Genomic DNA, 25834 nt, shown 5'->3' on the forward strand with positions numbered 1-25834 from the left:
GATTTTAACTTAACAGGGAGAGCTGCTAATGCAAAAAGTTGACGTACAACTTGGCGAACGCAGCTACCCTATTCACATTGCAGATGAATTTTCTGCGCTAATACCTGAGTTAGCTGACGCTGCTCAGGTTGTTATTATCTCTAACCCGGTAGTTGCAGCTCACTATCTTGAACCTGTCGCGGCCTTGTTTCCGCAGCAACCCAAACACTTCTTATTACCCGATGGTGAGGCGTATAAAACACTAGCTTCTTTTGAGCAAGTGTTATCGTTTTTGCTTGAGCAAAAAATGTCACGGGATTTAGTGCTGGTTGCCTTGGGTGGCGGTGTTATTGGCGATCTCACAGGCTTTGTTGCCGCCTGTTATCAACGTGGTGTTCGCTTTGTACAAATTCCAACTACTTTGCTGTCTCAAGTAGACTCCTCGGTTGGCGGCAAGACCGCAGTCAATCATCCGCTTGGCAAAAATATGATCGGTGCTTTTAAACAGCCCGAGCAAGTTATTATTAACACTCAAGTCTTACAAAGCCTACCTGCTCGCGAATTTTCTGCCGGTATGGCAGAAGTGGTTAAATATGCATTATTAGGTGACAGGCAATTTATTGATTGGTTACTGCAACATGCAGCAGCCATTAGGCAACATGATGCCGCTGTGCTAGCCCAGATGATTCAGCACTGTTGCCAGATGAAAGCGGATATTGTTAGTCGGGATGAGACTGAGCAGGGCGAGAGAGCTTTATTGAATTTAGGGCATACCTTTGGTCATGCTATTGAAGCCTTTATGGGGTATGGCACCTGGTTACATGGTGAAGCGGTTGCTGCTGGTATGGTTATGGCAGCTAAACTTGCACACAGTCGGGGATGGTTAACCGAAGCTGAGCTGGCGCTGACTATTAAGTTACTTGTGACCTTTGATTTGCCGGTTGTAGCACCTGCTTCGATGTCAATTAACGATTTTCTGCCTTATATGAAAGCGGATAAAAAAGTTAAAGCAGGTAAAATGCGTTTTGTGTTACCCACCGCTCTGGGGAAAAGCACTGTAGTTGCAGATGTTACCGAGAGCGAGCTACTACAAGTTTTTGCCTGATGAAAGTCCGGGGCCTGCAACAACAATTGGCCGTCTCTAACTATTTATTACCCTCACAGCGCGATTTATTATCGCGGTTGTTGTTTCAACTCGCTTTTAATGATTTTACAAAACTGGCGATCTTCGGTGCTAAGGGGAGTGGCAAAAGTACTTTAGCCCTAGCTCTGGCCGAATTATTCTCCGAATGTCAGGAAATGACGGTCAATGTGGCACTGTTGCAGGCGCCTATGAGCACTGAGCAACTTATTGCGCAGCTCGCGAAGCAATGGTTTGCTGCGCCGCAGTTATCCGCAACTGAGTTGGCTGCTAGTTTGGCAGCGGGTGCAGCCAATACCGAATGGGTATTAATCGTAGATGATCCTGAACAGCTGACACAGCAGCAAACTGATTGGCTTTCGAATTTAGCTGTCAGATTATTTATATTTGCTGGAACGGCACAAGAAGAGATGCAGCTTAATTTAGCGATACCGCAATTAACTTTGGCAGATTGCGAGCAATTATTGCAAGCAGAAGCATTGGATACCCTTAGTCTGGCAGAGCGTTTTGCCCATAGTCAGGGAAATTTACACAAGTTACTCACTAAAGAGCGTGCAGTATCTAAGCCGCGCCAGACGCACACTCCAGACAAAAAGCCGCTGCTAGCTGCTGCAATAGGTGGTCTGTTAGTTGTGCTTGTTACCATCGCCCTTTGGTTGAATCACGACGCGGCACCAACTCTCAAGCAGCAAGGTACCGCTAGTGCTGGGCATGATAGCGCACAACTTAATGCTATCGCTCTGCCTAATTTTGTAGACTCGTCTGAAGATGAGTCAGCTCCGTCGATAAAGCCCGAGATAAATGCCGCGGATATATTGCCTGACTCGATTACGCTTCTGGCTAAGGAAACGCCAGCGGTGGCAGCAGACGCAACAACTCAGGCTGTTTCAGATGCTATACCGGCTAGTACAGAAACTGCCAGTGCGCATAGCTCTAAACCTGCAGAGCTCTTGTCAGCAGCAGAGTCTGAAGCTAATGCAGAGGTTGTATTAACAACAACGCCTGAAAGCAATGCGCAAGTTGCGTTGCAGCAAGAACCTAAAACCGATACACAGCTTGTGTTACCACTTGCAGCCTATGATCACTCTTTGTTATTAGATGCGTCCCCTAAAGCTTTAGTGGTGCAACTTGCTGTGTTATCGGGTGAAAATGCGCTAAAACGCTTTAGACAAAGCCACCCCCAGTTACAAGTGTTAGTTTACCAGAGAAGTTGGCAAGGCAAAGAGCAATGGATTATCGTTAGCGGTCCTTTTAGCAGCAATGCGACGGCGAAGCAGCATATACAACAATTGCCTGGCTCACTGAGTAGTAGTGGTCCTTTCATCAAAACAGTTGGCGCAGTGCAGCAGGAAATTCTGGCCTGGCAGCGTTTAAAATTAGCCAAGACTAATCAGGGTAATTAAGTGGTACAAAAGAGAAGTCGGGCCTTTTTAAAATGGGCAGGGGGGAAATATAACCTTGTCTCGCAGTTGCAGCAGCATTTACCAGAAGCAGATTGCCTTGTTGAGCCTTTTGTTGGTGCTGGGTCGGTATTTTTAAATACCCATTATCCAAAATACCGGCTTAACGATATTAACGCGGATTTAATTGAGCTTTATAAAATTATTCAGCGGCAAGCAGAACGTTATATTGCCGATGCCAGAACACTTTTTGTGGCGAGTGCTAATCAGCGAGATAGCTATCTGGCTTTTAGGCAGCAGTTCAACGCAGAAAAAGATCCCTACCAACGTGCTTTGTTATTTTTGTATCTAAACCGACATGGTTATAACGGTTTATGCCGGTATAACTTGTCTGGAAAATTTAATGTGCCTTTCGGTAGCTATAAGAAACCGTACTTTCCGGAAGCAGAGCTATATTACTTTGCTGAGAAATCACAAGTCGCCGAATTTTTTTGTTGTTCGTACCAAGAAATGTTCCGGCAACTGCAGCCAAACCAGGTAGTGTATTGTGATCCTCCTTATGTACCGCTAAGCAAAACTGCAAGCTTTACCAGTTATGCACAACAGGGCTTTACCTTAGACGATCAAGCGCAATTAGCTATTTTGGCTGAAAAGGCACAATTAGCTGGCAATAGCGTATTAATCAGTAATCATGATACGACTTGGACCCGTAAGATTTATCATCAAGCCGAGCTATACACGATAAACGTAGCACGCTCTATAAGTCAAAAAGGCAATGGCAGAGGTAAGGTTGCAGAAGTGTTTGCGTTGTACCCAGCTAAATAACCTACTTCAGCTTACTCGCGAAGTACTAGCTAAGTACTATTGATACCACTAAAAACAATGAAGCAACGAAAATGGCAGCAAATATTACAGCGGTGACGACATAAGGTAAGGCACTTTGGCTTTGAAAATCTTGTAAGCGCTGTTTTTCTGACTGTACACCGATAAAGGCGCCGAACACCGCTTTAACGATTTGCCAAAATGAAGCTTGTTTGGCGCTCATTAATAGTAATTATCAGCTTTTGGGTGAGTTGGCGGGTAACATACGCGTAACCAGCTCTAGGAAGTCAACGAAGTGAAATTGTGCAGAGCGGCTGTCGCCTGATAGCCAGCTACTCCAGCTACGTTGTAGCTCAGTACAATTTACTGTTTCTGAGATGACACAGTTATTAGCGCTATCCATTTTCCAAACTGCAAAAGCCAGCAAGACGCCAGCTACCAGTAGTAGCGGTTTGCCAGTTTTAGTAAGTTTCATGTTAACTCCTGTTAACGTTTTGCCTGGCGCTGATAATAGTACAGAATGTCGCCAGACACAAGCTGATTATTTCTTGAGCGCTGTGTCTGGTGACAGTAACAAGCTGAGCTAAGTGTGTAGCAAGTTAAAAGCTTTTAGAAACACCAAATACTACACGGCTATCGCACAAGCTACAGTCTTTAATATCGGTGTCGATGTAAGCCAGTGATAACCCAATCCCTAATACTTCAGTGCTTAGGGTAACGCCATAATCTAGATAGCTGGCAGAGCTATCATCGCTTAACTCATTATGGCCGATATGGAAATCGATGCTTAAGTTGTCTGTTAGCGCTAGGCTATAACCGGCGTAAATATAGTAATAATTGCCCGCGTTACCATAATAGTCATCACTATAGGCTAAACCGAGCGTCAGATCTTTGTAAGATACTGAGCCATAAAGCTCCCAAAAGTTTGAGCCTTCAAACTCAGTATTCGGGTAACCATAACGCATTATACCAACATCAGCTGACCAATCTTCGGCAATATCACCACTCCAGCCCAATAGCACATCCAACTCGAGTGTGCCTTCACCGCCAAAGTCTACGCTAGAGCCCCATACTGAAACATAAAAGCCTGAGTCTGCAGCTAAGGTAATGCCGCCTTGAATAGCTGGTGCTTCTTCAGTCTGAGAAATACCGCGAAATGCATAATCGGAAACAAAAGTAATATCGCCACTTACTTCTACAGCTTGTGCCTGCATGCTGATAGCACCTAACGCCACGAATAAACTGCTATAGGTTGCTATCGAGAGTTTTTTTGCTAATTTCATTTTTATGTTTCCCCTTAGATTAGATTCGCTATAGTTATTTCCAAGATATATGCCACTAAATTTTTTCCATACTAAACATGTATTTATCTTGCTTTCCTTGTTAAAGGCGCAATGAGGATGCCACCTAATGGTGCATGACTGCTTATTTTGCGTGCAGCTGCAGCGATATTGGCAGATGCATTCTTAATAAGAATTCAGTAAAGTTTGCTTTTTGTCAGGAGTTTATCAATGCAGCCTTATCTGATTGCACCCTCTATTTTGTCTGCTGATTTTGCCCGCTTAGGTGAGGAGGTTAGCAACGTGTTGGCTGCCGGTGCCGATGTAGTGCACTTTGATGTGATGGATAACCACTATGTCCCGAACTTAACCATTGGCCCTATGGTCTGTCAGGCATTGCGTAATTATGGTATTACCGCGCCGATTGATGTGCATCTGATGGTTGAACCGGTAGATGCACTAGTACCGCAGTTTGCCAAAGCCGGTGCCAGTATCATTACCTTTCATCCCGAGGCCTCTAAGCATATTGATCGCACCTTACAGCTTATTAAAGAGCACGGCTGTCAGGCGGGGTTAGTCTTTAATCCGGCTACGCCATTAACCTATCTGGACTATGTGCTGGACAAGGTAGATGTTATTTTGTTGATGTCGGTTAATCCGGGTTTTGGTGGGCAGAAGTTTATTCCTGCCACCCTGGATAAACTAGCGGCCGCCAGAGCCATGATTAAACAGAGTGGCTTACCTATTCGCCTAGAAATAGATGGCGGTGTCACCGTCGATAATATCGCCGATATTGCTGCCGCAGGGGCGGATATGTTTGTCGCTGGCTCGGCTATTTTTAACAGCCCAGACTATGCCCACACTATCACAGCAATGCGCGCTAATTTAGCGAAAGTACGCAACTAAATATCAGGCTTAAGGCTTTTTGCTGCGTTTATAGCTGTAAAAGGTATAATAGCAGCCAAACATTTTTTGTAACGGCAACAGGATTTGATACAGCATGAGTAGTAAACCCATAGTACTTAGTGGCGCCCAGCCATCCGGACAACTGACCATCGGTAACTATCTGGGTGCCTTGCGCCAGTGGGATAAGATGCAAGACGACTATAACTGCTTGTATTGTATTGTAGACTTGCATGCTATTACTGTTCGGCAAGAGCCGGCAGCCTTGCGTAGTGCCTCTTTGGACAGCCTAGCTTTGTACTTAGCCTGTGGTATTGATCCGCAGCGTTCTGCGGTTTTTATGCAATCTCATGTGCCGGAGCATAGTCAGCTAGCCTGGGTATTAAATTGTTACACTCAGTTTGGCGAGCTGAGCCGTATGACGCAGTTTAAAGATAAGTCCGAGCGGCACAATAATAATGTTAACGCCGGTTTATTTACTTATCCGGTGTTAATGGCGGCAGATATTCTGCTATATCAAGCAAATCAGGTGCCGGTAGGTCACGATCAAAAGCAACATTTAGAATTAGCGCGCGATGTCGCTTCGCGTTTTAATGCCATCCATGGTGATGTTTTTACGGTGCCAGAGCCTTTTATCCCGCAAGTTGCAGCAAGAGTGATGAGCTTGCAGGAACCCACGAAGAAAATGTCTAAATCGGATGAGAATCCGTGGAATTTTGTGGGTTTGCTGGAAGATCCTAAGATGATCAGCAAAAAGTTTAAAAAGGCCATCACGGATTCCGAAGATCCGCCACGGGTGTATTTTGATCAGGACAACAAGCCGGGCGTTGCCAACTTACTCAATATTCTAAGTGGTGTAACTGGCAATGACGTGGAAGCCTTAGTCGCTGAATACGAAGGTAAAATGTATGGTCATTTAAAAACCGATGTTGCCGATGCCGTCATCGCATTGCTAGAGCCGGTACAACAGAAGTTCACCGAGATCCGAGCGGACCACACTTTAATGCAGCAAGTGCTGCGTGCTGGTGCTGCCAAAGCACGCGAACATGCTGCGAAAACGCTACAGCAAGTCAATGACGCTGTGGGTTTTGTTGCGCCTTAACAAAAGGCACTTTATCGGGGCATCATAATGCTGTTGATGATCGATAATTACGATTCTTTTACCTGGAACCTGGTGCAGTATTTTGCTGCGCTGGGGCAAGAGGTAATGGTAAAGCGTAATGATGAGTTAACTGTGGCACAAATAGCACAACTTGCGCCGAAGTATTTAGTTATTTCTCCCGGACCGGGGACGCCAGATGAGGCGGGTATTAGTTTAGCAGCTATTGAAGCCTTTGCCGGTGAACTGCCTATATTGGGTGTTTGTCTGGGGCACCAGGCGATTGCGCAGGTACTGGGTGCCAGAGTGATTCGTGCCAGGCAAGTGATGCATGGTAAAAACTCGCCGATAGTGCACCAGCAACAGTCGGTTTTTAAAGATTTGCCTTCGCCGTTAAGTGTTACTCGCTATCATTCTTTAGTGGTGGATAAGGCAACTTTACCGAAACACGCTATTGTCACTGCAACTACGCAGCCTGCAACCGACGGCTGGCAGGATATTATGGGACTCTATGTGCCGGAGATGCAGCTACATGGCGTGCAATTTCATCCTGAAGCTATCCTTACTGAACATGGTCAGACCATGTTGGCAAATTTTTTATCGCTGACTGAATAAGCTTTTCCTTTCTTACGCCAGTTTATTGCCAGCTCAGGTTTAGTCTGAACTGGCAGCCAATTACTCACTTTGATGTTGTTACAATTTACGGCTATCTATGCATTTATGCTGCAAATCTATCTGTAGCCCTTATTTTTTAGGGCTTTGCGGGCCTTTTCAACACAAGACATGGCTGTTTAAATCTGTAATAATGTTGATTAATGACCACAGAACAAGTGGTAAAGCATTGCCCTACTACCAGCAAAAAAGAGGATAGAACAACATGACTGCTGAAACTCAGGTAACCAGAGCACTATTTGATGAAGTAATGGTACCTAATTACGCCCCGGCTAAGCTTATACCGGTAAAAGGCGCAGGTTCTCGCGTTTGGGATCAAGATGGTCGCGAATATATTGATTTTGCTGGTGGCATAGCGGTAAGCAGTTTGGGGCATTGCCACCCGGCGCTGGTGAATGCGTTAAAAGACCAGGCCGATAAGTTATGGCATTTAAGTAATGTATTAACTAACGAGCCAGCACTGCGCTTAGCCAAAAAATTGGTTGATCATACCTTTGCAGAAAAAGTGTATTTCTGTAACTCTGGCGCAGAAGCTAATGAAGCGGCTTTTAAATTGGCACGGCGTTGGGCGTTAGACACCCATGGCGCGCACAAAAACGAAATTATCTCTTTTGCCAAGAGCTTTCATGGCCGTACTTTCTTCACGGTAACTGTGGGAGGGCAGGCATCTTACTCTGATGGTTTTGGTCCAAAACCTGGTGCAGTGTTGCATGCCGAATATAACAACCTTGAAAGTGTTAAAGCGTTAATTTCTGATAAAACCTGTGCCATCGTAGTTGAGCCTATTCAGGGCGAGGGCGGTATTATCCCGGGTGACTATGCCTTTTTACAAGGTTTACGTGATCTTTGTGATCAGCATAATGCCTTGTTAGTGTTCGATGAGGTGCAAACCGGTGTAGGCCGCACGGGTAAATTATATGATTATATGAATAGCGGTGTAACCCCAGATATTTTAACTTCAGCTAAGTCCTTAGGTGGCGGCTTCCCGGTAGGGGCTATGCTAACCAGCACAGCTATTGCGGCACATTTAAAAGTAGGTACTCATGGCAGCACTTACGGTGGAAACCCACTGGCTTGTGCAGTAGCCGAAGCGGCTATTGATACCATCAATAGCCCTGAAGTATTGACCGGTGTGCTTAAAAATGAGCAGATTTTCAGAGAGTGTTTACAGGCAATTAACGAAGAATTCCAGGTATTTGCCGAAGTGCGTGGCAAGGGCATGTTGTTAGGTGCTGTGCTAAACGAAAAATACAAAGGCCGTTCGCGGGATTTCTTCTTGGCAGCGGCCGACCATGGCTTATTTGCCCTGGTAGCGGGCGTAGATGTCGTGCGTTTCGCCCCGTCGTTAGTTATCACTGAAGCGGAAATCCGTGAAGGGATGAAGCGTTTTGCCGCTGCGGTTAAGCAAGTGGTAGCAAGCTAAAAAATTTGCCAACAATGCGGCACTAAGATCGCTGGCAGGGGTAGGCTAACTACCCCTTAGAACAAGATATGAAGCAAGCAGAATACTGCGAAAAAATTATAAAGCAAAAATGGAGTAAGCGACCATGATGGTAATTCGCCCGATCTGTGCGAGTGATTACCCGGCGCTGTATCAAATGGCAGTAGAGTCAGGACATGGCTTTACTTCCTTGCCGGTCAACGAAGAGCTGCTGATGCGTAAAATCAGCCGCTCTGAAACCTCTTTTGCCAAGGTTACCAACACCCCTGGTGACGAAGGCTATTTATTTGTATTAGAGGATACCAGTACCGGACAGGTCTGTGGTACCAGTGCGCTGGAAGCCGCGGTCGGTCTGGATGATGCCTTTTATCACTATCATTTAGGTAAGGTAGTGCATAGCTCGCGTTCACTGGGTGTGTATAAAACGGTCGATATTTTAACGCTATGCAACGATTACACTGGGGTAAGCGAGCTCTGTACCTTATTTTTACGACCACCGTTTCGCCAAAAACATAATGGCCGTTTGTTGTCGAAAATGCGCTTTTTGTTTTTGGCTGAGTTTGCCGAGCGTTTTTCAGATAAAGTGATAGCAGAATTGAGAGGCGTTTCAGATGCACAGGGGAACTCGCCATTTTGGCAATGGCTACAAGAGCATTTCTTTTCGGTTGATTTTCCCACCGCAGATTATCTGACAGGTATTGGGCAAAAAGTCTTTATCGCCGAACTGATGCCGAAATACCCCATCTATGTCAGCTTACTTAGCAAAGCGGCGCAGCAGGTGATTGGTAAGGTACATGAGCAAACCCGGCCAGCACTGGCGTTACTGGAATCAGAAGGTTTTTCCTGCCGCGGTTATGTTGATATTTTTGATGCTGGCCCAACCGTAGAAGCCAGAACTTCACACATTAGAACCATTCGTGAAAGTAAGCGGTTGAAAGTACAGATTGGCCAGGTCGCCGCTGGCACTGAACCTTATCTTATTAGCAACACCTCGCTGAGCAGTTTTAGAGCAAGCTGGGCCGAATTGTCGCCAGCAGCGCACGGCGAACAGATAACGATAAGCCCGGCCTTAGCAACAGTGCTGCAAGTCAGTGCTGGCGACTGGGTGAGAATAAGTAAAATTTAAAACAGGAGTAACAGATGAGCCAAGCAGTGCAGTTTATAAATGGCCAGTGGCTGGCCGGTGAAGGGCAAGCTTTTCAATCTATTGATCCGGCAAAAAACCGGCCAGTATGGCAAGGTCAGGCTGCAAGTTCAGCTCAGGTTGCGCAAGCTATTCAAGCTGCCAGAGCCGCTCAGCTAAGTTGGGGCGACTTAAGCTTTGCCGATCGTGTTGCTCATGTAAAACAATTTGCCGAGCAGCTAAACAGCCACAAAGAGCAATTGGCACAATGTATTGCGGAAGATACTGGTAAGGCGCTGTGGGAAAGCCGTACTGAAGTGGCTGCCATGGTTGGTAAAATTGATATCTCAGTGCGGGCCTATGAAGAGCGTACCGGTGAAAAAGAGAATCCTATGCCGCAAGGTCGTGCTTTTTTACGGCATAAACCCCATGGTGTTGTAGCCGTGTTTGGCCCTTATAATTTTCCGGGACACTTACCTAATGGCCATATCGTGCCGGCCTTGTTAGCGGGGAATACCGTGGTGTTTAAGCCGTCGGAGTTAACACCTAAAGTTGCTGAGTTAACGGTTAAATTATGGCAGCAAGCCGGTATTCCAGCAGGTGTGATTAACCTGGTGCAGGGCGAAGTGGAAACAGGCAAAGCCCTGGCAAGTCATGATGATATCGATGGTTTGTTTTTCACCGGTAGCTCTCGTACCGGACATTATTTACATCAGCAGTTTGCTGGGCGCCCAGAAAAAATTCTTGCTTTAGAAATGGGGGGCAATAATCCGTTGCTGGTAAAAGATGTCGCTAATATTGATGCTGCTGTGCATGATATTGTTCAATCGGCGTTTATTACCTCGGGTCAGCGTTGTACCTGTGCCCGTAAGCTCTATTTACCTGCCGATGCCTCGGGTGATGCGATATTGGCCCGCTTGCTTGAAGTGAGCCGAACTATTGAAGTGGGTGAGTATGATGCCGAGCCACAGCCTTTTATGGGGGCGATGATTTCTGTTGCTGCGGCCAAAGGTATGTTAGCCGCACAGCAGCAGTTGATTGCGTTAGGGGCTAAAGTCTTGTTAGAGCTTACTCAGCCCTATGCCGATAAAGCGATAGTCACACCAGGTATTATCGATTGTTCAATGGTTAGCGACTTTCCGGATGAAGAGCACTTTGGTCCTTTGTTAAAGGTATTCCGTTACACCGATTTTGATGCCGCTATTACGGCCGCTAACAACACCAGCTTTGGTTTGTCTGCTGGCTTGTTAAGCGATAGTCATGAGCTTTACCAGCATTTTTATAAGCGTATTCGTGCAGGTATTGTTAACTGGAACCGGCCAATCACCGGCGCAAGTTCTGCTGCACCTTTTGGTGGTATCGGTAAAAGCGGCAATCACCGGGCCAGCGCTTACTACGCAGCTGATTATTGTGCTTATCCTGTTGCCTCAGTCGAGTTAGATCAGGTTGTGCTACCTGAACAACTTTCCCCCGGCTTACGTTTTTAATCGGAAAGAATCGGCGCTACGGCGCCGATTTGTTTTCCGGGAAATAATTTGCTTAAATAACGTATGTTTGTCTGTTGCTGTTGTAAGATGTAAGTAGCAACTCACGCAATTATTCCTGTGCAGGTACTCTATGGTTATTGATAAACCCGGTTATGAACACCTGATCCAGTTTCTGACAGAGCACCTGGCGCTATTTACCGCTACCGGGCCTGCTGCCCGCGACGGTAAAACTATCGGTGTGCTGCTAGAGGAAAAAATTGCAGAGCAAATTATTACACTATGCCGGCAGCACGATGAGTTAGAAATGAATCATCGTTCACTGATCATTCGTGAAGTCGACGGTATTATGTACGACTTTCAGGAAGTACTCTCGTCGGTACTAGACAAACCCGCTACCGAGCATCAATTAGAGCTCATCACCGAAATCTCATTGTTAATCAAAAATCTGTTCGATACTGCTATTGCTGCTTTATTTGACTAAGCAAATGCTCATAAGCTGCTGAAGAAAGGGCGCAGGCGATTTTACTGGCGACTTGCGGCAGTTTTACGTAAAATACCCAGCCTTATTTTTAAGCTGGGGTTGCATAGTGGAAGCGAAAGTAAGTTGGGCCAAAGACTTAACCTTTATCGGTTATTCTGGCAGTGGTCATGCCGTGGTGTTTGATGCGGATCGTGATTCTAACAAAGCCCCTACGCCTATGGAAATGCTACTGATGTCTGCTGGTGCTTGTTCATCGGTTGATGTGGTGGGTATTTTGCAAAAAGCGCGTCAGCAAATTATCGGTTGTGAAGTAGAGCTTGCCGCAGAGCGTGCGGAAACTGTACCTAAAGTTTTTACCCGCTTGCATTTGCATTTTGTGGTAACAGGTACGGCGTTAAGTGAGAAGCAAGTAGAGCGCGCGGTAAATTTGTCGGCTGAGAAATATTGCTCAGTTTCCATTATGTTATCTCAGAGCGTTAAGGTAACGCATTCATTCAGCATTAAAGAGGCTGAATGAGTTTAGTGTCTGCTGGTCGGGCTGAAAGTTAACTGCGGCGTGGTATTGCGTCGTTAGCGGAGAGCAAAGAAATTGGTTAAGCCTTTTGAGAAACTGAAACTACACGGGTTTAATAACCTGACTAAGAGTTTAAGTTTTAGTATTTACGATATTTGTTATGCTAAAACCGAACAACACCGTCAGGAGTACATTGAGTATATTGACGAACAATATAATGCTGATCGTCTTACTGATATTCTGACCGAAGTAGTGGATATTATTGGCGCCAATGTGCTGAATATTGCCCGGCAGGACTATGATCCTCAGGGCGCCAGTGTCACTATCCTGGTTAGTGAAGAACCCATACTTGTTGATCCGGACAACACCGAGAACCCGGGACCTTTGCCTGAAGCTGTAGTAGCGCACTTAGACAAGAGTCATATCTGCGTTCACACTTACCCTGAAGTGCATCCACATGATGGTATTTGTACCTTCCGTGCTGATATCGAGGTATCTACCTGCGGTATTATCTCGCCGTTAAAAGCACTGAATTTTCTGATCCATAGTTTTGAGTCAGATGTGGTTACTATCGATTACCGGGTGCGTGGTTTTACCCGTGATATCAGTGGTACCAAGCACTATATCGATCATCCTATTTCTTCTATCCAGAATTTTATGGATGACGACACCAAGAAAGCCTTCCAAATGATCGACGTTAACGTTTATCAGGAAAATCTGTTCCATACCAAAATGATGTTAAAAGAAGGTGACTTGAATAATTATCTGTTTGGTATGGGAACTGACTCTATGACCGCAGATGAGCAAAAAACTATCAGTAAAAAAGTATTTCGGGAAATTCGCGAAATCTTTTATGGCCGCAACTTGCCGGAGATAAAATAACGCTGTTACCATGAAAAAGGCCTTATCTAAGGCCTTTTTCATTTACTGATAGGGTTAAACTACCGAGTTGCGGGCATGGTAACGTTTTTGCATTAACGCCTCTATCAATGGGGTTAAAATCAGCTCCATGGCCAGTCCCATCTTACCCCCTGGCACCACTAACGTATTGACCCGCGACATAAAAGCGCCGTCGATCATTTGCAGATAATAGGGGAAATCAACATGCTTAATGCCGCGAAAACGTATTACCACAAAACTCTCATCTAACGAAGGAATATCCTTAGCACTAAAGGGGTTAGAGGTATCTACCGTTGGCACCCGTTGAAAATTGATATGGGTGCGGGAAAACTGTGGGGTAATATGATTAAAATAATCTTCCATACTTCTTACTATGCTAGCCTGCACGGCTTCGCGACTATGGCCGCGTTCAGAGGTATCCCGGATAATCTTTTGGATCCACTCCAGGTTAACAATAGGTACCATGCCGATGAGTAAATCAACATGTTGTGCCACATTGTGTTGCTCTGTTACCGCCGCCCCATGTAAGCCTTCATAAAAAAGCAAATCGGTATTAGGGCGTAAATCCTGCCAAGGAGTGAAAGTGCCTGGTAGCTGATTATAGGGTACTGCTTCGTCAAAGGTATGCAGGTAGTGCCGAATACGGCCAGTACCGGTTTCTGCATAACTGGCAAAGAAATTTTCTAAAGTGCCAAAATCATTGGCTTCAGGCCCAAAATAACTGATATAGCGCCCTTCCTCTTTTGCTTTACGAATAGCCAAATCCATCTCTGGACGGCTAAAACGGTGAAAGCAATCGCCCTCGACAAAGGCGGCATCAATACCTAAAGTACGGAATATATGCTTAAAAGCATTGGTGGTGGTGGTAGTGCCAGCGCCTGACGAACCCGTCACGGCAATAATCGGATTTTTGTGTGACATAAAGCCAGCCTGTAAGATGAATTACAGTTACCTTATCGGAATACCCTGGTTTGGTGCAACTATTTCCCTTAGGTTGATCCGAATGGCGTTGTTAGAGTACAACTAACATAGTACGCACACTTATGGAGAGATGTATGTCAGACATTTTGCTGACCCTGCTAATTGCCGCACTGCTCCCTTACCTGGCCAAAGCGCCTTTGGTTTGGGCTATGCATCGTGCCGGTGGTTATGACAATCATTACCCCAGACGCCAGCAAGCGGCGCTCAGCGATTTTGGTCAGCGCTGCAATGCGGCACATTATAATAGTTTTGAGGCGTTAATAGTGTTTAGCACCGCATGCGTTTTCGTTGTTGCCGCTGGTAGCGTAACGACCGCGATGTTGTTTGCCAGTTGGGGTTTTATTGTGTGCCGTATTGGTTACTTGTGTTGTTACTGGTTTAATTGGGCCACAGCCCGTAGTTTAATCTGGTTGGGCTCTATGGCGGCGGCCATCAGCCTGATGCTGATGGCACTGACGCAACTTAATTAAAATGCAAAGGTGGCCAGAATAGGATCGTGGTCTGAAGAGCGATAAGGATTAGCCTCATACAATAGTGGTAGCTGGCTGGCCGGCTTAAAACGTAAGCTGTAATCTAATAATACAGGTTCATCAGCATTAATAGGCCAGTGCTGAAAATCCGTTAGCTTAGCGGCCAGACTTGGGCTAGCTAGCATATGGTCTAACGAGCCTGATCTGCCACGAAATACAAAAGAGTATGATTGCTGCTTACCATCGCTAAGATACTGCCAACCCTGTTGCTCAAAATAGCGAATAGGATCTTCCATCCGATAGGCATTAAAATCACCCACTATTACACTATACGTAGTACTGATGCCGGTAGGCTGAGTTTGCAGCCACTGCTGTAACGCTGCTGCCGCTTCTACCCGGGCAGCGTTCCAACAGGCCTGACCATCACCTTGATCTTTCTGCTGGGTATAGTCTGCCGCACCACTGCGTGGGCAACTGCCTTTCGATTTAAAATGATTTACGGCAAAGGTAAACTCGGTGTCAGATGCCAAATGTCGGAAGCTTTGTGCGACAGGTGGTCGGTGTAATCGGGTAAAAGGAGCTGCGGTTTGGGTAGCGGCTTCACCCAGCGCACTCACCCGGCTGCCTCGATAAAAAATGCCTACTTTAATCGCATCGCTCCCCGGTGTTTCGGCAGTTATTACCATTTGATAAGGCTCGCTGCTTTGCTGGTTAACTGCCGCTAATAGCGTTGCAATAGCACTGCCAGTGTTATAGCCGTTATTTTCCAGCTCAAGTAAGCCAATCACATCCGCATCTAGTGCGACTAAAGCCTGCACTAGTTTAGCTTGTTGACGTGCCAATTCTTCTGGTGTGCGGGCACCGCGGCGGGTGGGAAAAGGTTTTTCCTGGCCGTGACCGGTAAAAAAATTAAGCACATTGTAACTGGCAATGCGCAATTCATTTTCGCCGGTGGCTTGCGGTTTATCGGGTCGCGGATTGGCGTTAACAAAGTTGGGTTGCTGAGTGGGCAGTAAGCGATAACCACGTTCGTCTTGATGCACAATACCTTCAACGTTTAGTACCTGATCACCAACCCGCAGGCTACTTTGAGCTGTTAATCCTGTACTGGGGTAGGGCAGAGGGTCTGGGTTTTGTTGCCAAAGGCCATCATCCAGCAAAATGGCTTGTCTGTCTTGCTGTACGGTTAGTCGTTGTGCTTCTTCACCAGGTGCCACTATTTGAGTAGGCACCATTAATCGAGTATCGGCTACTAAGATTTCACCATAACGACCAAGCTGATAGGTATCGGCCACCACTAGCGGTTGTTCAAAGCGCAGCCACATGCCCTCGTAGGCTTCCCAGCTAAGGTTGGCGTCTAACGGCAGTTGCACCAACAGCGGTTTAATTGCCTTAGTACCGCATTCACTGAGCACTTCGGCATCAATTAAGCTGGTAAGCTGATCCACCTCAGCAACAGTGCCTGATACCACTAAAATCTGCCCTGCCAGATATGGTGCAGGATCGGCAACTACCACAAAGATCCCTTCTGCAGTGGCGGGATCATTATCGGGCTTAAGGCTTTGTAACATAAGGCCAGGCATTGGGCCATCGTTATACACCTGACCTAGCACCACGCCTTGTATAGTAACTTGTTGGCTAAGTAAGCTACTAACTTCACCATGGCCTTGTATTTGAGCAATGGTATGGGAACTTTGCTCACAGCCAGTGGGGGCTTGCTGACAACCTGTTGCCAACACTAAAGTAAAAAGTAACGCTAAAATACGCATAAAGGGTCCAAAAAATAGTCAGCTAATTTGCTTAGCTAAAGAATACGGCTAAAAAAAGGTGCCGAAGCACCTTTGTCTGCAGCATTAAGTGATAAGTGTTAACTCTGCTGCTCACGAGCGATTGCCCGGTAACCAATGTCTTTTCGATAGAACACCTGTTCCCAGCAGATTTGCGAAGCCAGTTGATAAGCGGCTTGCTGCGCCTCAGTAACGTTATTACCCAAGGCGGTCGCGCATAGCACCCGGCCGCCGTTAGTAACCACATCGTTACCTTTTAACTCAGTACCGGCATGGAATACTTTCGCGCCTATGGCAGTGGGTGTGTCCAAACCATGAATAACTGCGCCCTTGGCGTAAGTATCCGGGTAACCCCCTGCAGCCATCACTACACCTACCGCTGCTTGCTCGGTAAATGTAATTTCGGTTTGATCCAGCTTGCCAGCAACGGCATTCTGGCATAGTACTACTAGGTCGGATTGTAGACGCAACATAATGGGCTGGGTTTCCGGATCGCCAAAACGGCAGTTAAATTCAAGTACCTTGGCTGAGCCATCTGGCGCAATCATTAAACCGGCATACAAAAAGCCGGTGTAAACATTACCCTCTGCGGCCATACCTTTTACCGTAGGGTAAATCACATTTTCCATTACCCATTGATGCACTGCCGGCGTGACGACAGGGGCGGGTGAGTAGGCACCCATGCCACCGGTATTAGGGCCTTTATCACCATCATCGCGCGCTTTGTGATCTTGCGATGAAGCAAAAGCCAGAGCATGTTCCCCATCTACCATGACAATAAAAGAGGCTTCTTCACCGGTTAAAAACTCTTCGATGACCACACGGCTACCAGCATCACCAAACTTATTGCCGGCTAACATATCATCAATAGCAGCAAAGGCTTCCGCTTCCATTTGCGCAATGATAACGCCTTTACCCGCGGCCAGGCCGTCGGCTTTAATCACGATAGGCGTGCCAAGCTGGCGCACATAGTCTTTGGCTGGTGCTATTTCGGTAAAGTTCTGGTACGCCGCTGTTGGGATCTGATGTCGGGCTAAAAAATCTTTGGCAAAGGCTTTTGAGCTTTCTAACTGGGCTGCCGCCTGGGTTGGGCCAAAAATGGCTAAACCTGCGGCACGGAACTTATCAACCACTCCTTTGGCAAGGGGTGCCTCCGGACCAACAATAGTTAAATCGAGTTGCTGCTGCTGGGCAAAAGCCAGTAAGGCATCGACATCATCCGCAGCGATGGCGACATTTTGTAAGGCAGATTCACGGGCCGTGCCCGCATTACCCGGCGCGACAAATACCTGAGTGACCAGAGGAGATTGTGCTGCTTTCCAGGCCAGTGCATGCTCGCGGCCACCGCCACCTATTACCATTACTTTCATCAGTTGTTCCGCTTTGTTTGTTAATTTAAAGGTTTACGAAATTTTAAAGTCATACGGTCGCTTTCGCCGATGGCCAGATATTTCTCTTTGTCTTGCTCACCTAAACGCAGGCTCGGTGGCAGTGTCCAGACGCCAGAGGGATGATCGGCAGTATCTTTTGGGTTAGCATTAATTTCACTGCTGCTATCAAATACAAAGCCTGCTTGCTCTGCCAATGTGATAGTCAGGCTTTGTGGCATATAGCCAGTGCGGGTCCAGTCAGTTTCCAATTGTGCTTCAGGCAACCGATGTTCCACTACACCCAGCACGCCACCTGGCTTTAGTGCGGTATAAAAATGACTGAAGGCAGTTAACATGGCTTCTTCGCCGCCCGCCATATACCAGTTGTGTAAATTGCGGAAGGTCAACACCACATCGGCAGAGCCTGCGGGCGCTATGCTAATGCCCGGCGTAGGTGCAAACTCGGTGACCTCTACTTTACTATAGGCGGGATTGGCGGCGAGCTTTTCTAAAAAGGCAGCGCGACTGCGTTGGCCAAAGCCAGTTGCCGTGGCGGGAAAGTGGGCAGCGTAATACTTACCTTCTGCTGCTAACAAGGGCGCTAGAATTTCGGTATACCAGCCAGCACCGGGTGAAATCTCTACTACCGTACTTTGCGGCGTGACTTCAAAAAAGCTTAGTGTAGCAACTGGATTACGGTATTGATCACGTTGGCTAAATTCCGCAGATCGCAAAGGGTTATTTACCGCTTGCTCTAGGGCTGGATTGGCTGTTGCTGCAACACTTACTAATAAGGCGGTCAGGGTGACGATTCGGCTTAAACGAAACATGTTAGGTGACTCCTTGTAAAAGGTGCCCTAGTTTAGCAAAGCAAGCTCGGAATTGCAGCGCCTTTTATCGTACGAGCATTAAGCAGTTTTTTGGGTTTTAGGTGGCTAGACTGCTAAATTTCAATCTACAATAGCATGTGGCTATGTTAGAATAGCGCACTTTTTTAGCTTGGGTTAGGCCATGTCAGAGCAGAAAAAACGGTTAGAACAGATAAAAGTGGTGCTGGTTGGCACTACCCATACCGGCAATATCGGATCCGTCGCCAGGGCGATGAAAACCATGGGCTTGTCACAATTGTGTTTGGTTGCGCCGAAAAGCGAACCCGATGGTCAGGCGTATGCGTTAGCGGCAGGTGCCAGTGAGATTTTAGCCTCGGCAAAAATTTACGACGACTTAGCACAAGCTGTTGCGGATTGCGCTTTGGTTGTTGGCAGTAGTGCGCGTTCACGGACATTAAGCTGGCCTATGCTGTCGCCGCGTGAATGTGGCGTTAAAGCTATTCAAGAGGCCATTCAAGCGCCGGTAGCGTTAGTCTTTGGTCGCGAGAGTAGTGGCCTGAGCAATGAAGAACTGCAACTCTGCCAATACCATGTGTGTATCGATGCTAATCCGGAATACAGTTCGTTAAATCTGGCTATGGCAGTACAAATTATTTGTTATGAAGTACGGATGGCCTATTTAGCTGCACAGAGTGATGCTGTTGCAGAAACAGAGTTGACGCCATATCCGAGCTCAGCACAAATGGAAAATTTCTACCAGCATTTAGAAGCGGCACTGAATCATACCGGTTTTATTATTAAGCAGCACCCGGGCGTGGTAATGACCAAGTTAAAACGGCTGTTTACCCGAGCCCGTCCGGAAGAGGCCGAATACAATATTTTGCGCGGTATTCTGACCTCGATGCAGCGTTTAGAAAAAGTGGATCAACCATCTTCAAAAAAGTCGTAGCATTTAAGGAGCTTTAGCATGTTTTCTGGCATCAAAGAAGATATCCGCAGTGTATTTGAGCGAGATCCGGCTGCCCGCAGTGCGTTTGAAGTGTTGACGACTTACCCGGGACTGCATGCTATTTGGTTGCACCGGCTAAGCCATCGCTTATGGCGGGCAGAATGGCGCTGGTTGGCACGTTGGCTCAGCACTATGGGCCGTTGGCTAACTGGCGTAGAAATTCATCCTGGTGCAAAAATTGGCAAAAGGTTCTTTATTGACCATGGTATGGGTGTGGTGATTGGGGAAACCGCGGAAATCGGCGATGACTGCACGCTCTACCATGGCGTAACCTTAGGCGGCACCAGTTGGAACCCGGGTAAACGCCACCCTACTTTGGGTAAGGGGGTCGTTATTGGTGCTGGTGCCAAGGTATTGGGCCCACTGAATGTTGGTGAAAATGCCCGTATTGGCTCTAATGCCGTAGTGGTAAAAGATGTGCCTGCAGGCGCAACGGTGGTGGGGATCCCTGGTCGGGTAGTAGCCAAAGCCGATGCTGACCTCTCTGAGCAGCGACAAAATCTGGCCAAAAAATATGGCTTTGATGCCTACGCCGTGTCGGCAGACAATCCGGATCCTGTGGCCAATGCCATTGGCAGTTTGTTAGACCATATTCATGTGCTGGACAATAAAGTCAGTGAGCTTTGCCATAGCGTAAATTTGCTTGGCGGTAACGTCTGTGAAGAGGTTCCCACCGTAAACATAGACGAAGTCGATTTTCGTGATGCGGAGCAGCGTGCAGCAGAACAAAGACGAAAAGAGGTTGATGAATTTGATCCCGCTATTTGAGGTGAATACCTGACTAGAACGCTAGGATATTCCTTGGGCTTAATACTTGACTAAAACAGTCAGGAATGTACAATGGTAGCCATTCTGGAAAGGAGTCAATTATGCGATTAACCTCAAAAGGTCGGTATGCAGTAACCGCGATGCTAGACGTAGCCTTGCACGCTGTGAAAGGCCCGGTACCTCTCGCTGATATCTCCGAGCGGCAAGGTATTTCGTTATCTTATCTGGAACAATTATTTGCTCGGTTACGTAAGCAAGGCTTAGTGAGTAGTGTCCGGGGCCCAGGTGGCGGCTACCAGCTCGGTTTGGCGGCATCCGCTATTTCAATTTCTGCAGTCATTGCTGCGGTGGATGAGTCAGTAGATGCTACCCGTTGTCAGGGTAAATCTGATTGTCATGGCGGAGCCCGGTGCTTAACCCACACCCTGTGGAGCAACCTGAGTCATCGAATTGAAGATTTTTTGACCAATATTTCGTTGGAAGAGTTGGTTAAGCAGGAAGAAGTGCGGCAAGCCGCTCAGCAACAAAGCCGTAAAATTAAAAATCCCGCAACTGATATAGAAGTCAGCTGCCAGTTGTAAGTGCAACACGGAGCAAATAATGAAGCTACCAATATATTTAGACTATGCTGCAACAACCCCGGTAGACCCGCGGGTTGCAGAAAAGATGATGCAATTTTTGACGATGGACGGCCAGTTCGGTAACCCAGCGTCACGTTCGCATCGTTTTGGCTGGCAAGCCGAAGAAGCGGTAGAAATTGCTCGTAGCCAGATTGCCGAGTTGGTGAACGCTGATCCACGTGAAATTGTGTTTACCTCGGGTGCGACGGAATCGAATAACCTTGCGATTAAGGGCGCTGCTGAGTTTTACCATAAAAAAGGCAAACACCTGATCACGGTCAAAACCGAGCATAAGGCCGTGTTGGATACTATGCGTCAGCTAGAGCGCGAAGGTTTTGAAGTGACTTACCTTGATGTTGAAGCCAATGGTTTAGTTGATTTAGGCAAGCTTGAGCAAGCTATGCGTGCTGATACCACAGTGGTTAGCATTATGTTTGTTAACAACGAAATTGGTGTAGTACAGGATATTGCGGCTATTGGCGAATTGTGCCGCAGCAAAGGTATTATTTTTCATGTTGATGCAGCACAGGCTACCGGCAAAGTAGCAATTGACCTGCAAACACTAAAAGTTGATTTAATGTCGTTCTCTGGCCATAAAACCTATGGTCCTAAAGGCGTGGGTGCTTTATTTGTACGCCGTAAGCCGCGCATTCGTTTAGAGGCGCAAACTCACGGCGGCGGCCATGAGCGCGGTATGCGCTCAGGGACTTTAGCCACGCATCAACTTGTAGCAATGGGTGAGTCTTTCCGTATTGCTAAAGAAGAAATGGCGGCCGAGCATGCCCGCACTACCGTATTACGCGACAGATTATGGAACGGCATTAAAGATATCGAGCAAGTCTTTTTAAATGGTGATGCAGAGCAACGTGTGCCAGGCATTACCAATATTAGCTTTAACTATGTAGAAGGTGAATCATTGATTATGGCGTTAAAAGATATCGCCGTATCGTCAGGTTCAGCCTGTACATCGGCCAGTTTAGAGCCATCTTACGTGTTGCGCGCTTTAGGTTTATCCGATGAATTAGCGCATAGCTCAATTCGTTTTAGTATCGGTCGTTTTACTACGGAAGAGCAAATTGACCATACGATTAAAATTGTTCATGAAGCTATTAGCAAGCTTCGCGCAATGTCGCCGCTATGGGACATGTACAAAGACGGTATAGATTTAAACACTGTGGCCTGGGTGGCGCACTAAGTTCAGGCGCTATCGCCACTAAAGAGGTAACTATCATGGCATACAGTAATAAAGTAATCGATCACTACGAAAATCCACGTAACGTGGGTTCTTTTGCCAAAGACGATCCTACCGTTGCTACGGGCATGGTAGGCGCACCGGCCTGTGGTGACGTAATGAAACTGCAGATTAAGGTTAACGAGCAAGGCATTATTGAAGATGCTAAGTTTAAAACCTACGGTTGTGGCAGTGCTATTGCGTCCAGCTCCCTGGTTACTGAATGGGTAAAAGGGAAAACCCTGGACGAAGCACAGCAAATTAAAAATACCGACATCGCACAGGAACTGGCTTTACCACCGGTGAAAATTCACTGCTCTATTCTGGCAGAAGATGCGATCAAGGCAGCCATTGCTGATTATAAACAAAAGCAAGGGAGCTAATGCCAGATGGCCATTTCGATGACAACGGCAGCGGCCGAGCGGGTAAGAAGTTTTCTGCAGAACCGCGGTAAGGGAGTAGGGTTGCGGGTAGGTGTTAAAACCACCGGCTGCTCTGGACTTGCTTATGTGCTGGAATTTGTCGATGAATTAAATGACGATGATCAAATATTTGAAGAACATGGTTTGAAATTGATCGTAGATGGCAAGAGCCTGGTTTATATCGACGGCACTCAGTTGGATTTTGTAAAAGAAGGCCTAAACGAAGGCTTTCAGTTTAACAATCCTAACGTGAATGGCGAATGTGGCTGTGGCGAAAGCTTTACTGTTTAAAGCCTGCACTGAGGTAGCATGAATTACTTTCAGTTGTTTGACTTACCTGAACAGTTTGAGCTGGATCTAACCGAGCTAGGCTCGCGGTATTTGGCGTTACAAAAACGCTTTCATCCAGATAACTTTGCCGCAGGCTCAGAGCGTGACCGTTTGCTGTCAGTGCAGCAAACGGCCAATATCAATGATGCTTACCATAGCCTGAAACAGCCTTTGTTGCGTGCAGAGCATTTGTTGGCCTTGCGTGGTTTAAAAATTAGTAATGAACAGCGTAGCTTTACCGAACCGGCATTTTTAATGCAACAAATGGAACTGCGCGAGCAACTGGCTGAAGTGCCTGAGCAAACCGATCCTGAGCAGGCAATAGCCGATATAGAGCAACAATTGTTAAAGCAGCGAAAGTTACTGCAAAACGCGTTGAGCCAAGCGCTGTCTGCGCGTACTACAGAGCAAAATCAACTGGCGGCCGAATTGGTTCGTAAACTAAAATTCTTCTATAAACTGCAGCAAGAGCTGGAGTTAATCGAACAGCAACTACAAGACTAATCTCACTATGGCGTTACTTCAAATCGCAGAGCCGGGCCAGAGCGCGGCCCCGCATCAACACAGACTGGCTGCCGGCATTGATCTAGGCACTACAAACTCATTGGTGGCAACAGTTCGTAGCGGTGAAGCTAAAACACTGCTTAATCCGGCTGGTGAAGCCATGGTGCCTTCAGTGGTGCGTTACACGGCCTCAGGTGTAGAAGTTGGTTCAGCCGCGCAAGCTGCAGCAGTGGAAGATGCTGAAAATACTATAGTGTCGGTCAAGCGGCTGATGGGCAAAGGTTATCAGGAAACCTTAGCCCTTGCTAACGAACTGCCTTATCGTTTAGTCGAGCAAGCTGGTTTAGTGGCAATAGATACGGTACAAGGGGTGAAAAACCCGGTGGAAGTGTCTGCCGAAATTCTGGCAACTCTGGCCAACACCGCCAGTGAAACGCTGGGCGGTGAATTAAATGGTGTGGTGATTACGGTACCGGCCTACTTTGATGATGCTCAGCGTCAAGCCACCAAAGATGCGGCGAAGCTAGCGGGTTTGACGGTATTACGCTTATTAAATGAGCCTACTGCCGCGGCCTTAGCCTATGGTTTAGACTCTGGTCAGGAAGGCGTTATTGCGGTTTATGATTTAGGCGGCGGCACCTTTGATATTTCTATTTTACGGTTGCGCCGAGGTGTGTTTGAAGTATTAGCAACCGGCGGTGATTCTGCTTTAGGGGGCGATGACTTTGACCAGATCTTGGTTGGGTTATTGCAACAACGTAGTGGCCAGCAGAGCTTATCTGCAAGTGCCCGCCGTTTATACCAACAACAAGCGCGTGCCATTAAAGAACGTCTGACCGATGCCGAGCAAACAGATTATCAGTTTACTGCCGATGGTCAGGTTGTTAGTGGTGTCGTAACACGTAGCGATTTTACCGATTTAATTACGGTACTGGTTAAGCAAACTATTCGTGCCTGTCGGCAGACGCTACGTGATGCCGGTTTAAGCACAGATGAAGTGTTAAAAGTGGTGATGGTTGGGGGCTCTACCCGGGTGCCTTTAGTGCGGCAGTTAGTGGGTGAATTTTTTGTGACAGAGCCACTGACCTCTATCGACCCTGATAAAGTGGTGGCTATTGGTGCTGCTATTCAGGCAAATGTGCTGGTCGGCAATAAAGCTGAACATGAAACTTTGCTGCTGGATGTGATCCCGTTATCGCTGGGGATCGAAACCATGGGCGGCCTGACCGAAAAGATTATTCCGCGTAATACCGTGATCCCGGTTGCGCGCGCGCAAGAGTTTACCACCTTTAAAGATGGGCAAACGGCCATGGCTATTCATGTAGTACAGGGCGAGCGTGAATTGGTAGAAGACTGTCGTTCCTTAGCACGCTTTGAACTGCGCGGTATTCCACCCATGCCAGCCGGTGGCGCCCATATCCGGGTCACCTTTCAGGTGGATGCCGATGGTTTATTAAGCGTCAGCGCAGAAGAAAAATCCACCGGTGTGCAGGCTAGCATTCAGGTTAAACCTTCTTATGGCCTAAGTGATGAGCAAGTTGCTGCTATGATTAGCGGTTCCATGCAATATGCGCGACAGGATATGCAATTGCGCTTATTACGCGAGCAACAAGTAGAAGCGGAGCGGGTGCTGGAGGCGGTAAGCACAGCCCTGGCCTCTGATGCGGCCTTGTTAAATGAGGCGGAGTTAGCCGAGATCCGACAATCATTGAGCCTACTCAATACGGTAAAACAGCAAGATGATACTGCTGCGATTAAAGCAGCCATAGAACATACTAATCAGTTAACAGATGAATTTGCAGCGCGGCGTATGGATAAGTCCATTCGGTTGGCATTGCAAGGTCATAAGGTCGATGAGGTTTAAATAATGCCACAAATAGTATTCTTACCCCATGCAGAGCTGTGTCCTGAGGGGGCAGCGTTGGAAGCAAAAAGTGGCGAAACCGTGCTGGATGTGGCACTGCGCAATGGTATCGCCATTGAGCACGCCTGCGAGAAGTCCTGTGCTTGCACTACCTGCCATGTGATAGTACGTGAGGGCTTTTATTCGCTTAATGAGAGCGATGAACTGGAAGACGATATGTTAGACAAAGCCTGGGGCTTAGAGCCGGAGTCACGCTTAGGCTGTCAGGCCCGTATTGCTGATGAAGATCTAGTGGTCGAAATTCCAAAATATACGGTAAATATGGTGAGTGAAGGCCATTAGGTTTTTTGCAAATTTTAGCGTATAATTTGCCGCCCAAAATTTTAACCCTTTTAGCTTAACAGGA

29 protein-coding genes are annotated in these 25834 nt (G+C 47.0%); 22 read left to right on the forward strand and 7 right to left on the reverse strand.

Translation table 11 applies throughout. The features are described 5' to 3' along the window. Positions 1-28: 28 nt before the first annotated feature. Genes aroB through IE163_RS03610 form a run of 3 tightly spaced genes read left to right on the forward strand, consistent with a single transcriptional unit; the run spans position 29 to position 3345 of the window. Positions 29-1084, forward strand: a complete 1056-nt coding sequence (gene aroB / locus IE163_RS03600) for a 3-dehydroquinate synthase (RefSeq protein ID WP_189430264.1) — start codon at positions 29-31, stop codon at positions 1082-1084. Continuing rightward, positions 1084-2523 (forward strand): SPOR domain-containing protein, encoded by a 1440-nt coding sequence (locus IE163_RS03605; protein WP_189430266.1) that lies wholly within the window; start codon positions 1084-1086, stop codon positions 2521-2523. Before aroB ends, IE163_RS03605 begins: the two co-directional genes overlap by 1 nt. Further along, the gene (locus IE163_RS03610; RefSeq protein WP_189430268.1) at positions 2524-3345 is read left to right on the forward strand and encodes a Dam family site-specific DNA-(adenine-N6)-methyltransferase; all 822 of its coding nucleotides are present in this window, start codon (positions 2524-2526) and stop codon (positions 3343-3345) included. Between the two features lie 25 nt (positions 3346-3370). On the opposite strand, the gene IE163_RS03615 is transcribed toward IE163_RS03610, so the two are convergent. From IE163_RS03615 to IE163_RS03625, 3 genes are all read right to left on the reverse strand, one after another. Further along, the gene (locus tag IE163_RS03615; protein ID WP_189430270.1) at positions 3371-3565 is read right to left on the reverse strand and encodes a DUF2970 domain-containing protein; all 195 of its coding nucleotides are present in this window, start codon (positions 3563-3565) and stop codon (positions 3371-3373) included. A 12-nt stretch (positions 3566-3577) separates the two neighbouring features. Then, positions 3578-3817 carry a hypothetical protein gene (locus tag IE163_RS03620; protein ID WP_189430272.1) on the reverse strand — a complete coding sequence of 80 codons (240 nt, stop codon included), beginning with the start codon at positions 3815-3817 and terminating at the stop codon, positions 3578-3580. 124 nt (positions 3818-3941) lie between these two features. Further along, complete coding sequence (locus IE163_RS03625; protein WP_189430274.1) at positions 3942-4625, reverse strand: TorF family putative porin; 684 nt, start codon at positions 4623-4625, stop codon at positions 3942-3944. Positions 4626-4853: 228 nt separating this feature from the next. Here IE163_RS03625 and rpe point away from each other — a divergent pair, with 228 nt between their 5' ends. The 9 genes from rpe to speD all read left to right on the forward strand — a co-directional run bounded on the left by rpe (position 4854) and on the right by speD (position 13224). After that, on the forward strand, positions 4854-5528 hold the full coding sequence (gene rpe, locus IE163_RS03630; RefSeq protein ID WP_189430276.1) for a ribulose-phosphate 3-epimerase: 675 nt from the start codon (positions 4854-4856) through the stop codon (positions 5526-5528). A gap of 94 nt (positions 5529-5622) precedes the next feature. Beyond that, positions 5623-6627 carry a tryptophan--tRNA ligase gene (trpS, locus tag IE163_RS03635; RefSeq protein ID WP_189430278.1) on the forward strand — a complete coding sequence of 335 codons (1005 nt, stop codon included), beginning with the start codon at positions 5623-5625 and terminating at the stop codon, positions 6625-6627. A gap of 27 nt (positions 6628-6654) precedes the next feature. After that, complete coding sequence (locus IE163_RS03640) at positions 6655-7239, forward strand: anthranilate synthase component II (RefSeq protein ID WP_189430280.1); 585 nt, start codon at positions 6655-6657, stop codon at positions 7237-7239. 262 nt (positions 7240-7501) lie between these two features. Beyond that, positions 7502-8719 (forward strand): aspartate aminotransferase family protein, encoded by a 1218-nt coding sequence (locus tag IE163_RS03645; RefSeq protein ID WP_189430282.1) that lies wholly within the window; start codon positions 7502-7504, stop codon positions 8717-8719. 124 nt (positions 8720-8843) lie between these two features. Then, positions 8844-9863, forward strand: coding sequence for an arginine N-succinyltransferase (gene astA, locus IE163_RS03650; protein WP_189430284.1), 1020 nt, complete (start codon positions 8844-8846; stop codon positions 9861-9863). Between the two features lie 14 nt (positions 9864-9877). Then, complete coding sequence (gene astD / locus IE163_RS03655) at positions 9878-11347, forward strand: succinylglutamate-semialdehyde dehydrogenase (protein ID WP_189430286.1); 1470 nt, start codon at positions 9878-9880, stop codon at positions 11345-11347. 130 nt (positions 11348-11477) lie between these two features. Then, a complete protein-coding gene (locus tag IE163_RS03660; RefSeq protein WP_189430288.1) occupies positions 11478-11828 on the forward strand; it encodes a DUF3802 family protein in 351 nt (116 codons plus the stop codon). Between the two features lie 106 nt (positions 11829-11934). Then, positions 11935-12345: an OsmC family protein gene (locus IE163_RS03665; protein WP_189430290.1), complete on the forward strand. Its 411-nt coding sequence runs from the start codon at positions 11935-11937 to the stop codon at positions 12343-12345. A 72-nt stretch (positions 12346-12417) separates the two neighbouring features. Further along, a complete protein-coding gene (speD, locus tag IE163_RS03670) occupies positions 12418-13224 on the forward strand; it encodes an adenosylmethionine decarboxylase (protein WP_189430292.1) in 807 nt (268 codons plus the stop codon). A 54-nt stretch (positions 13225-13278) separates the two neighbouring features. Here the strand turns inward: speD and IE163_RS03675 are convergent, their stop codons facing one another. Then, on the reverse strand, positions 13279-14163 hold the full coding sequence (locus tag IE163_RS03675) for a phosphoribulokinase (RefSeq protein WP_189430294.1): 885 nt from the start codon (positions 14161-14163) through the stop codon (positions 13279-13281). A 134-nt stretch (positions 14164-14297) separates the two neighbouring features. Here IE163_RS03675 and IE163_RS03680 point away from each other — a divergent pair, with 134 nt between their 5' ends. Beyond that, the gene (locus tag IE163_RS03680) at positions 14298-14693 is read left to right on the forward strand and encodes an MAPEG family protein (protein WP_189430296.1); all 396 of its coding nucleotides are present in this window, start codon (positions 14298-14300) and stop codon (positions 14691-14693) included. On the opposite strand, the gene IE163_RS03685 is transcribed toward IE163_RS03680, so the two are convergent. The 3 genes from IE163_RS03685 to IE163_RS03695 all read right to left on the reverse strand — a co-directional run bounded on the left by IE163_RS03685 (position 14690) and on the right by IE163_RS03695 (position 18680). After that, a complete protein-coding gene (locus tag IE163_RS03685) occupies positions 14690-16462 on the reverse strand; it encodes an ExeM/NucH family extracellular endonuclease (protein ID WP_189430298.1) in 1773 nt (590 codons plus the stop codon). The genes IE163_RS03680 and IE163_RS03685 overlap by 4 nt on opposite strands. A gap of 98 nt (positions 16463-16560) precedes the next feature. Continuing rightward, positions 16561-17850, reverse strand: a complete 1290-nt coding sequence (gene purD / locus IE163_RS03690) for a phosphoribosylamine--glycine ligase (RefSeq protein ID WP_189430300.1) — start codon at positions 17848-17850, stop codon at positions 16561-16563. 20 nt (positions 17851-17870) lie between these two features. Next, on the reverse strand, positions 17871-18680 hold the full coding sequence (locus IE163_RS03695; RefSeq protein WP_189430302.1) for a class I SAM-dependent methyltransferase: 810 nt from the start codon (positions 18678-18680) through the stop codon (positions 17871-17873). A 181-nt stretch (positions 18681-18861) separates the two neighbouring features. Here IE163_RS03695 and trmJ point away from each other — a divergent pair, with 181 nt between their 5' ends. From trmJ to fdx, 9 genes are all read left to right on the forward strand, one after another. Continuing rightward, positions 18862-19629 carry a tRNA (cytosine(32)/uridine(32)-2'-O)-methyltransferase TrmJ gene (gene trmJ, locus IE163_RS03700; protein ID WP_189430304.1) on the forward strand — a complete coding sequence of 256 codons (768 nt, stop codon included), beginning with the start codon at positions 18862-18864 and terminating at the stop codon, positions 19627-19629. 18 nt (positions 19630-19647) lie between these two features. Continuing rightward, entirely contained in the window at positions 19648-20457 is an 810-nt protein-coding gene (gene cysE / locus IE163_RS03705; protein WP_189430306.1) for a serine O-acetyltransferase, read from the forward strand. Between the two features lie 101 nt (positions 20458-20558). After that, positions 20559-21038: a Fe-S cluster assembly transcriptional regulator IscR gene (gene iscR, locus IE163_RS03710; protein ID WP_189430308.1), complete on the forward strand. Its 480-nt coding sequence runs from the start codon at positions 20559-20561 to the stop codon at positions 21036-21038. 19 nt (positions 21039-21057) lie between these two features. Then, positions 21058-22272, forward strand: coding sequence for an IscS subfamily cysteine desulfurase (locus IE163_RS03715; RefSeq protein ID WP_189430310.1), 1215 nt, complete (start codon positions 21058-21060; stop codon positions 22270-22272). 35 nt (positions 22273-22307) lie between these two features. Next, positions 22308-22691 carry a Fe-S cluster assembly scaffold IscU gene (iscU, locus tag IE163_RS03720; RefSeq protein ID WP_189430312.1) on the forward strand — a complete coding sequence of 128 codons (384 nt, stop codon included), beginning with the start codon at positions 22308-22310 and terminating at the stop codon, positions 22689-22691. Between the two features lie 6 nt (positions 22692-22697). Then, a complete protein-coding gene (gene iscA, locus IE163_RS03725; RefSeq protein ID WP_189430314.1) occupies positions 22698-23021 on the forward strand; it encodes an iron-sulfur cluster assembly protein IscA in 324 nt (107 codons plus the stop codon). An 18-nt stretch (positions 23022-23039) separates the two neighbouring features. Beyond that, complete coding sequence (hscB, locus tag IE163_RS03730) at positions 23040-23564, forward strand: co-chaperone HscB (protein WP_189430316.1); 525 nt, start codon at positions 23040-23042, stop codon at positions 23562-23564. A gap of 7 nt (positions 23565-23571) precedes the next feature. Continuing rightward, entirely contained in the window at positions 23572-25428 is a 1857-nt protein-coding gene (hscA, locus tag IE163_RS03735; RefSeq protein ID WP_189430318.1) for a Fe-S protein assembly chaperone HscA, read from the forward strand. Positions 25429-25431: 3 nt separating this feature from the next. Further along, positions 25432-25770 carry an ISC system 2Fe-2S type ferredoxin gene (gene fdx / locus IE163_RS03740; RefSeq protein ID WP_189430320.1) on the forward strand — a complete coding sequence of 113 codons (339 nt, stop codon included), beginning with the start codon at positions 25432-25434 and terminating at the stop codon, positions 25768-25770. Positions 25771-25834 lie beyond the last annotated feature (64 nt).

This window comes from Alishewanella longhuensis (genome assembly GCF_014653435.1).
GTDB classification, from domain to species: Bacteria; Pseudomonadota; Gammaproteobacteria; order Enterobacterales; family Alteromonadaceae; genus Alishewanella; species Alishewanella longhuensis.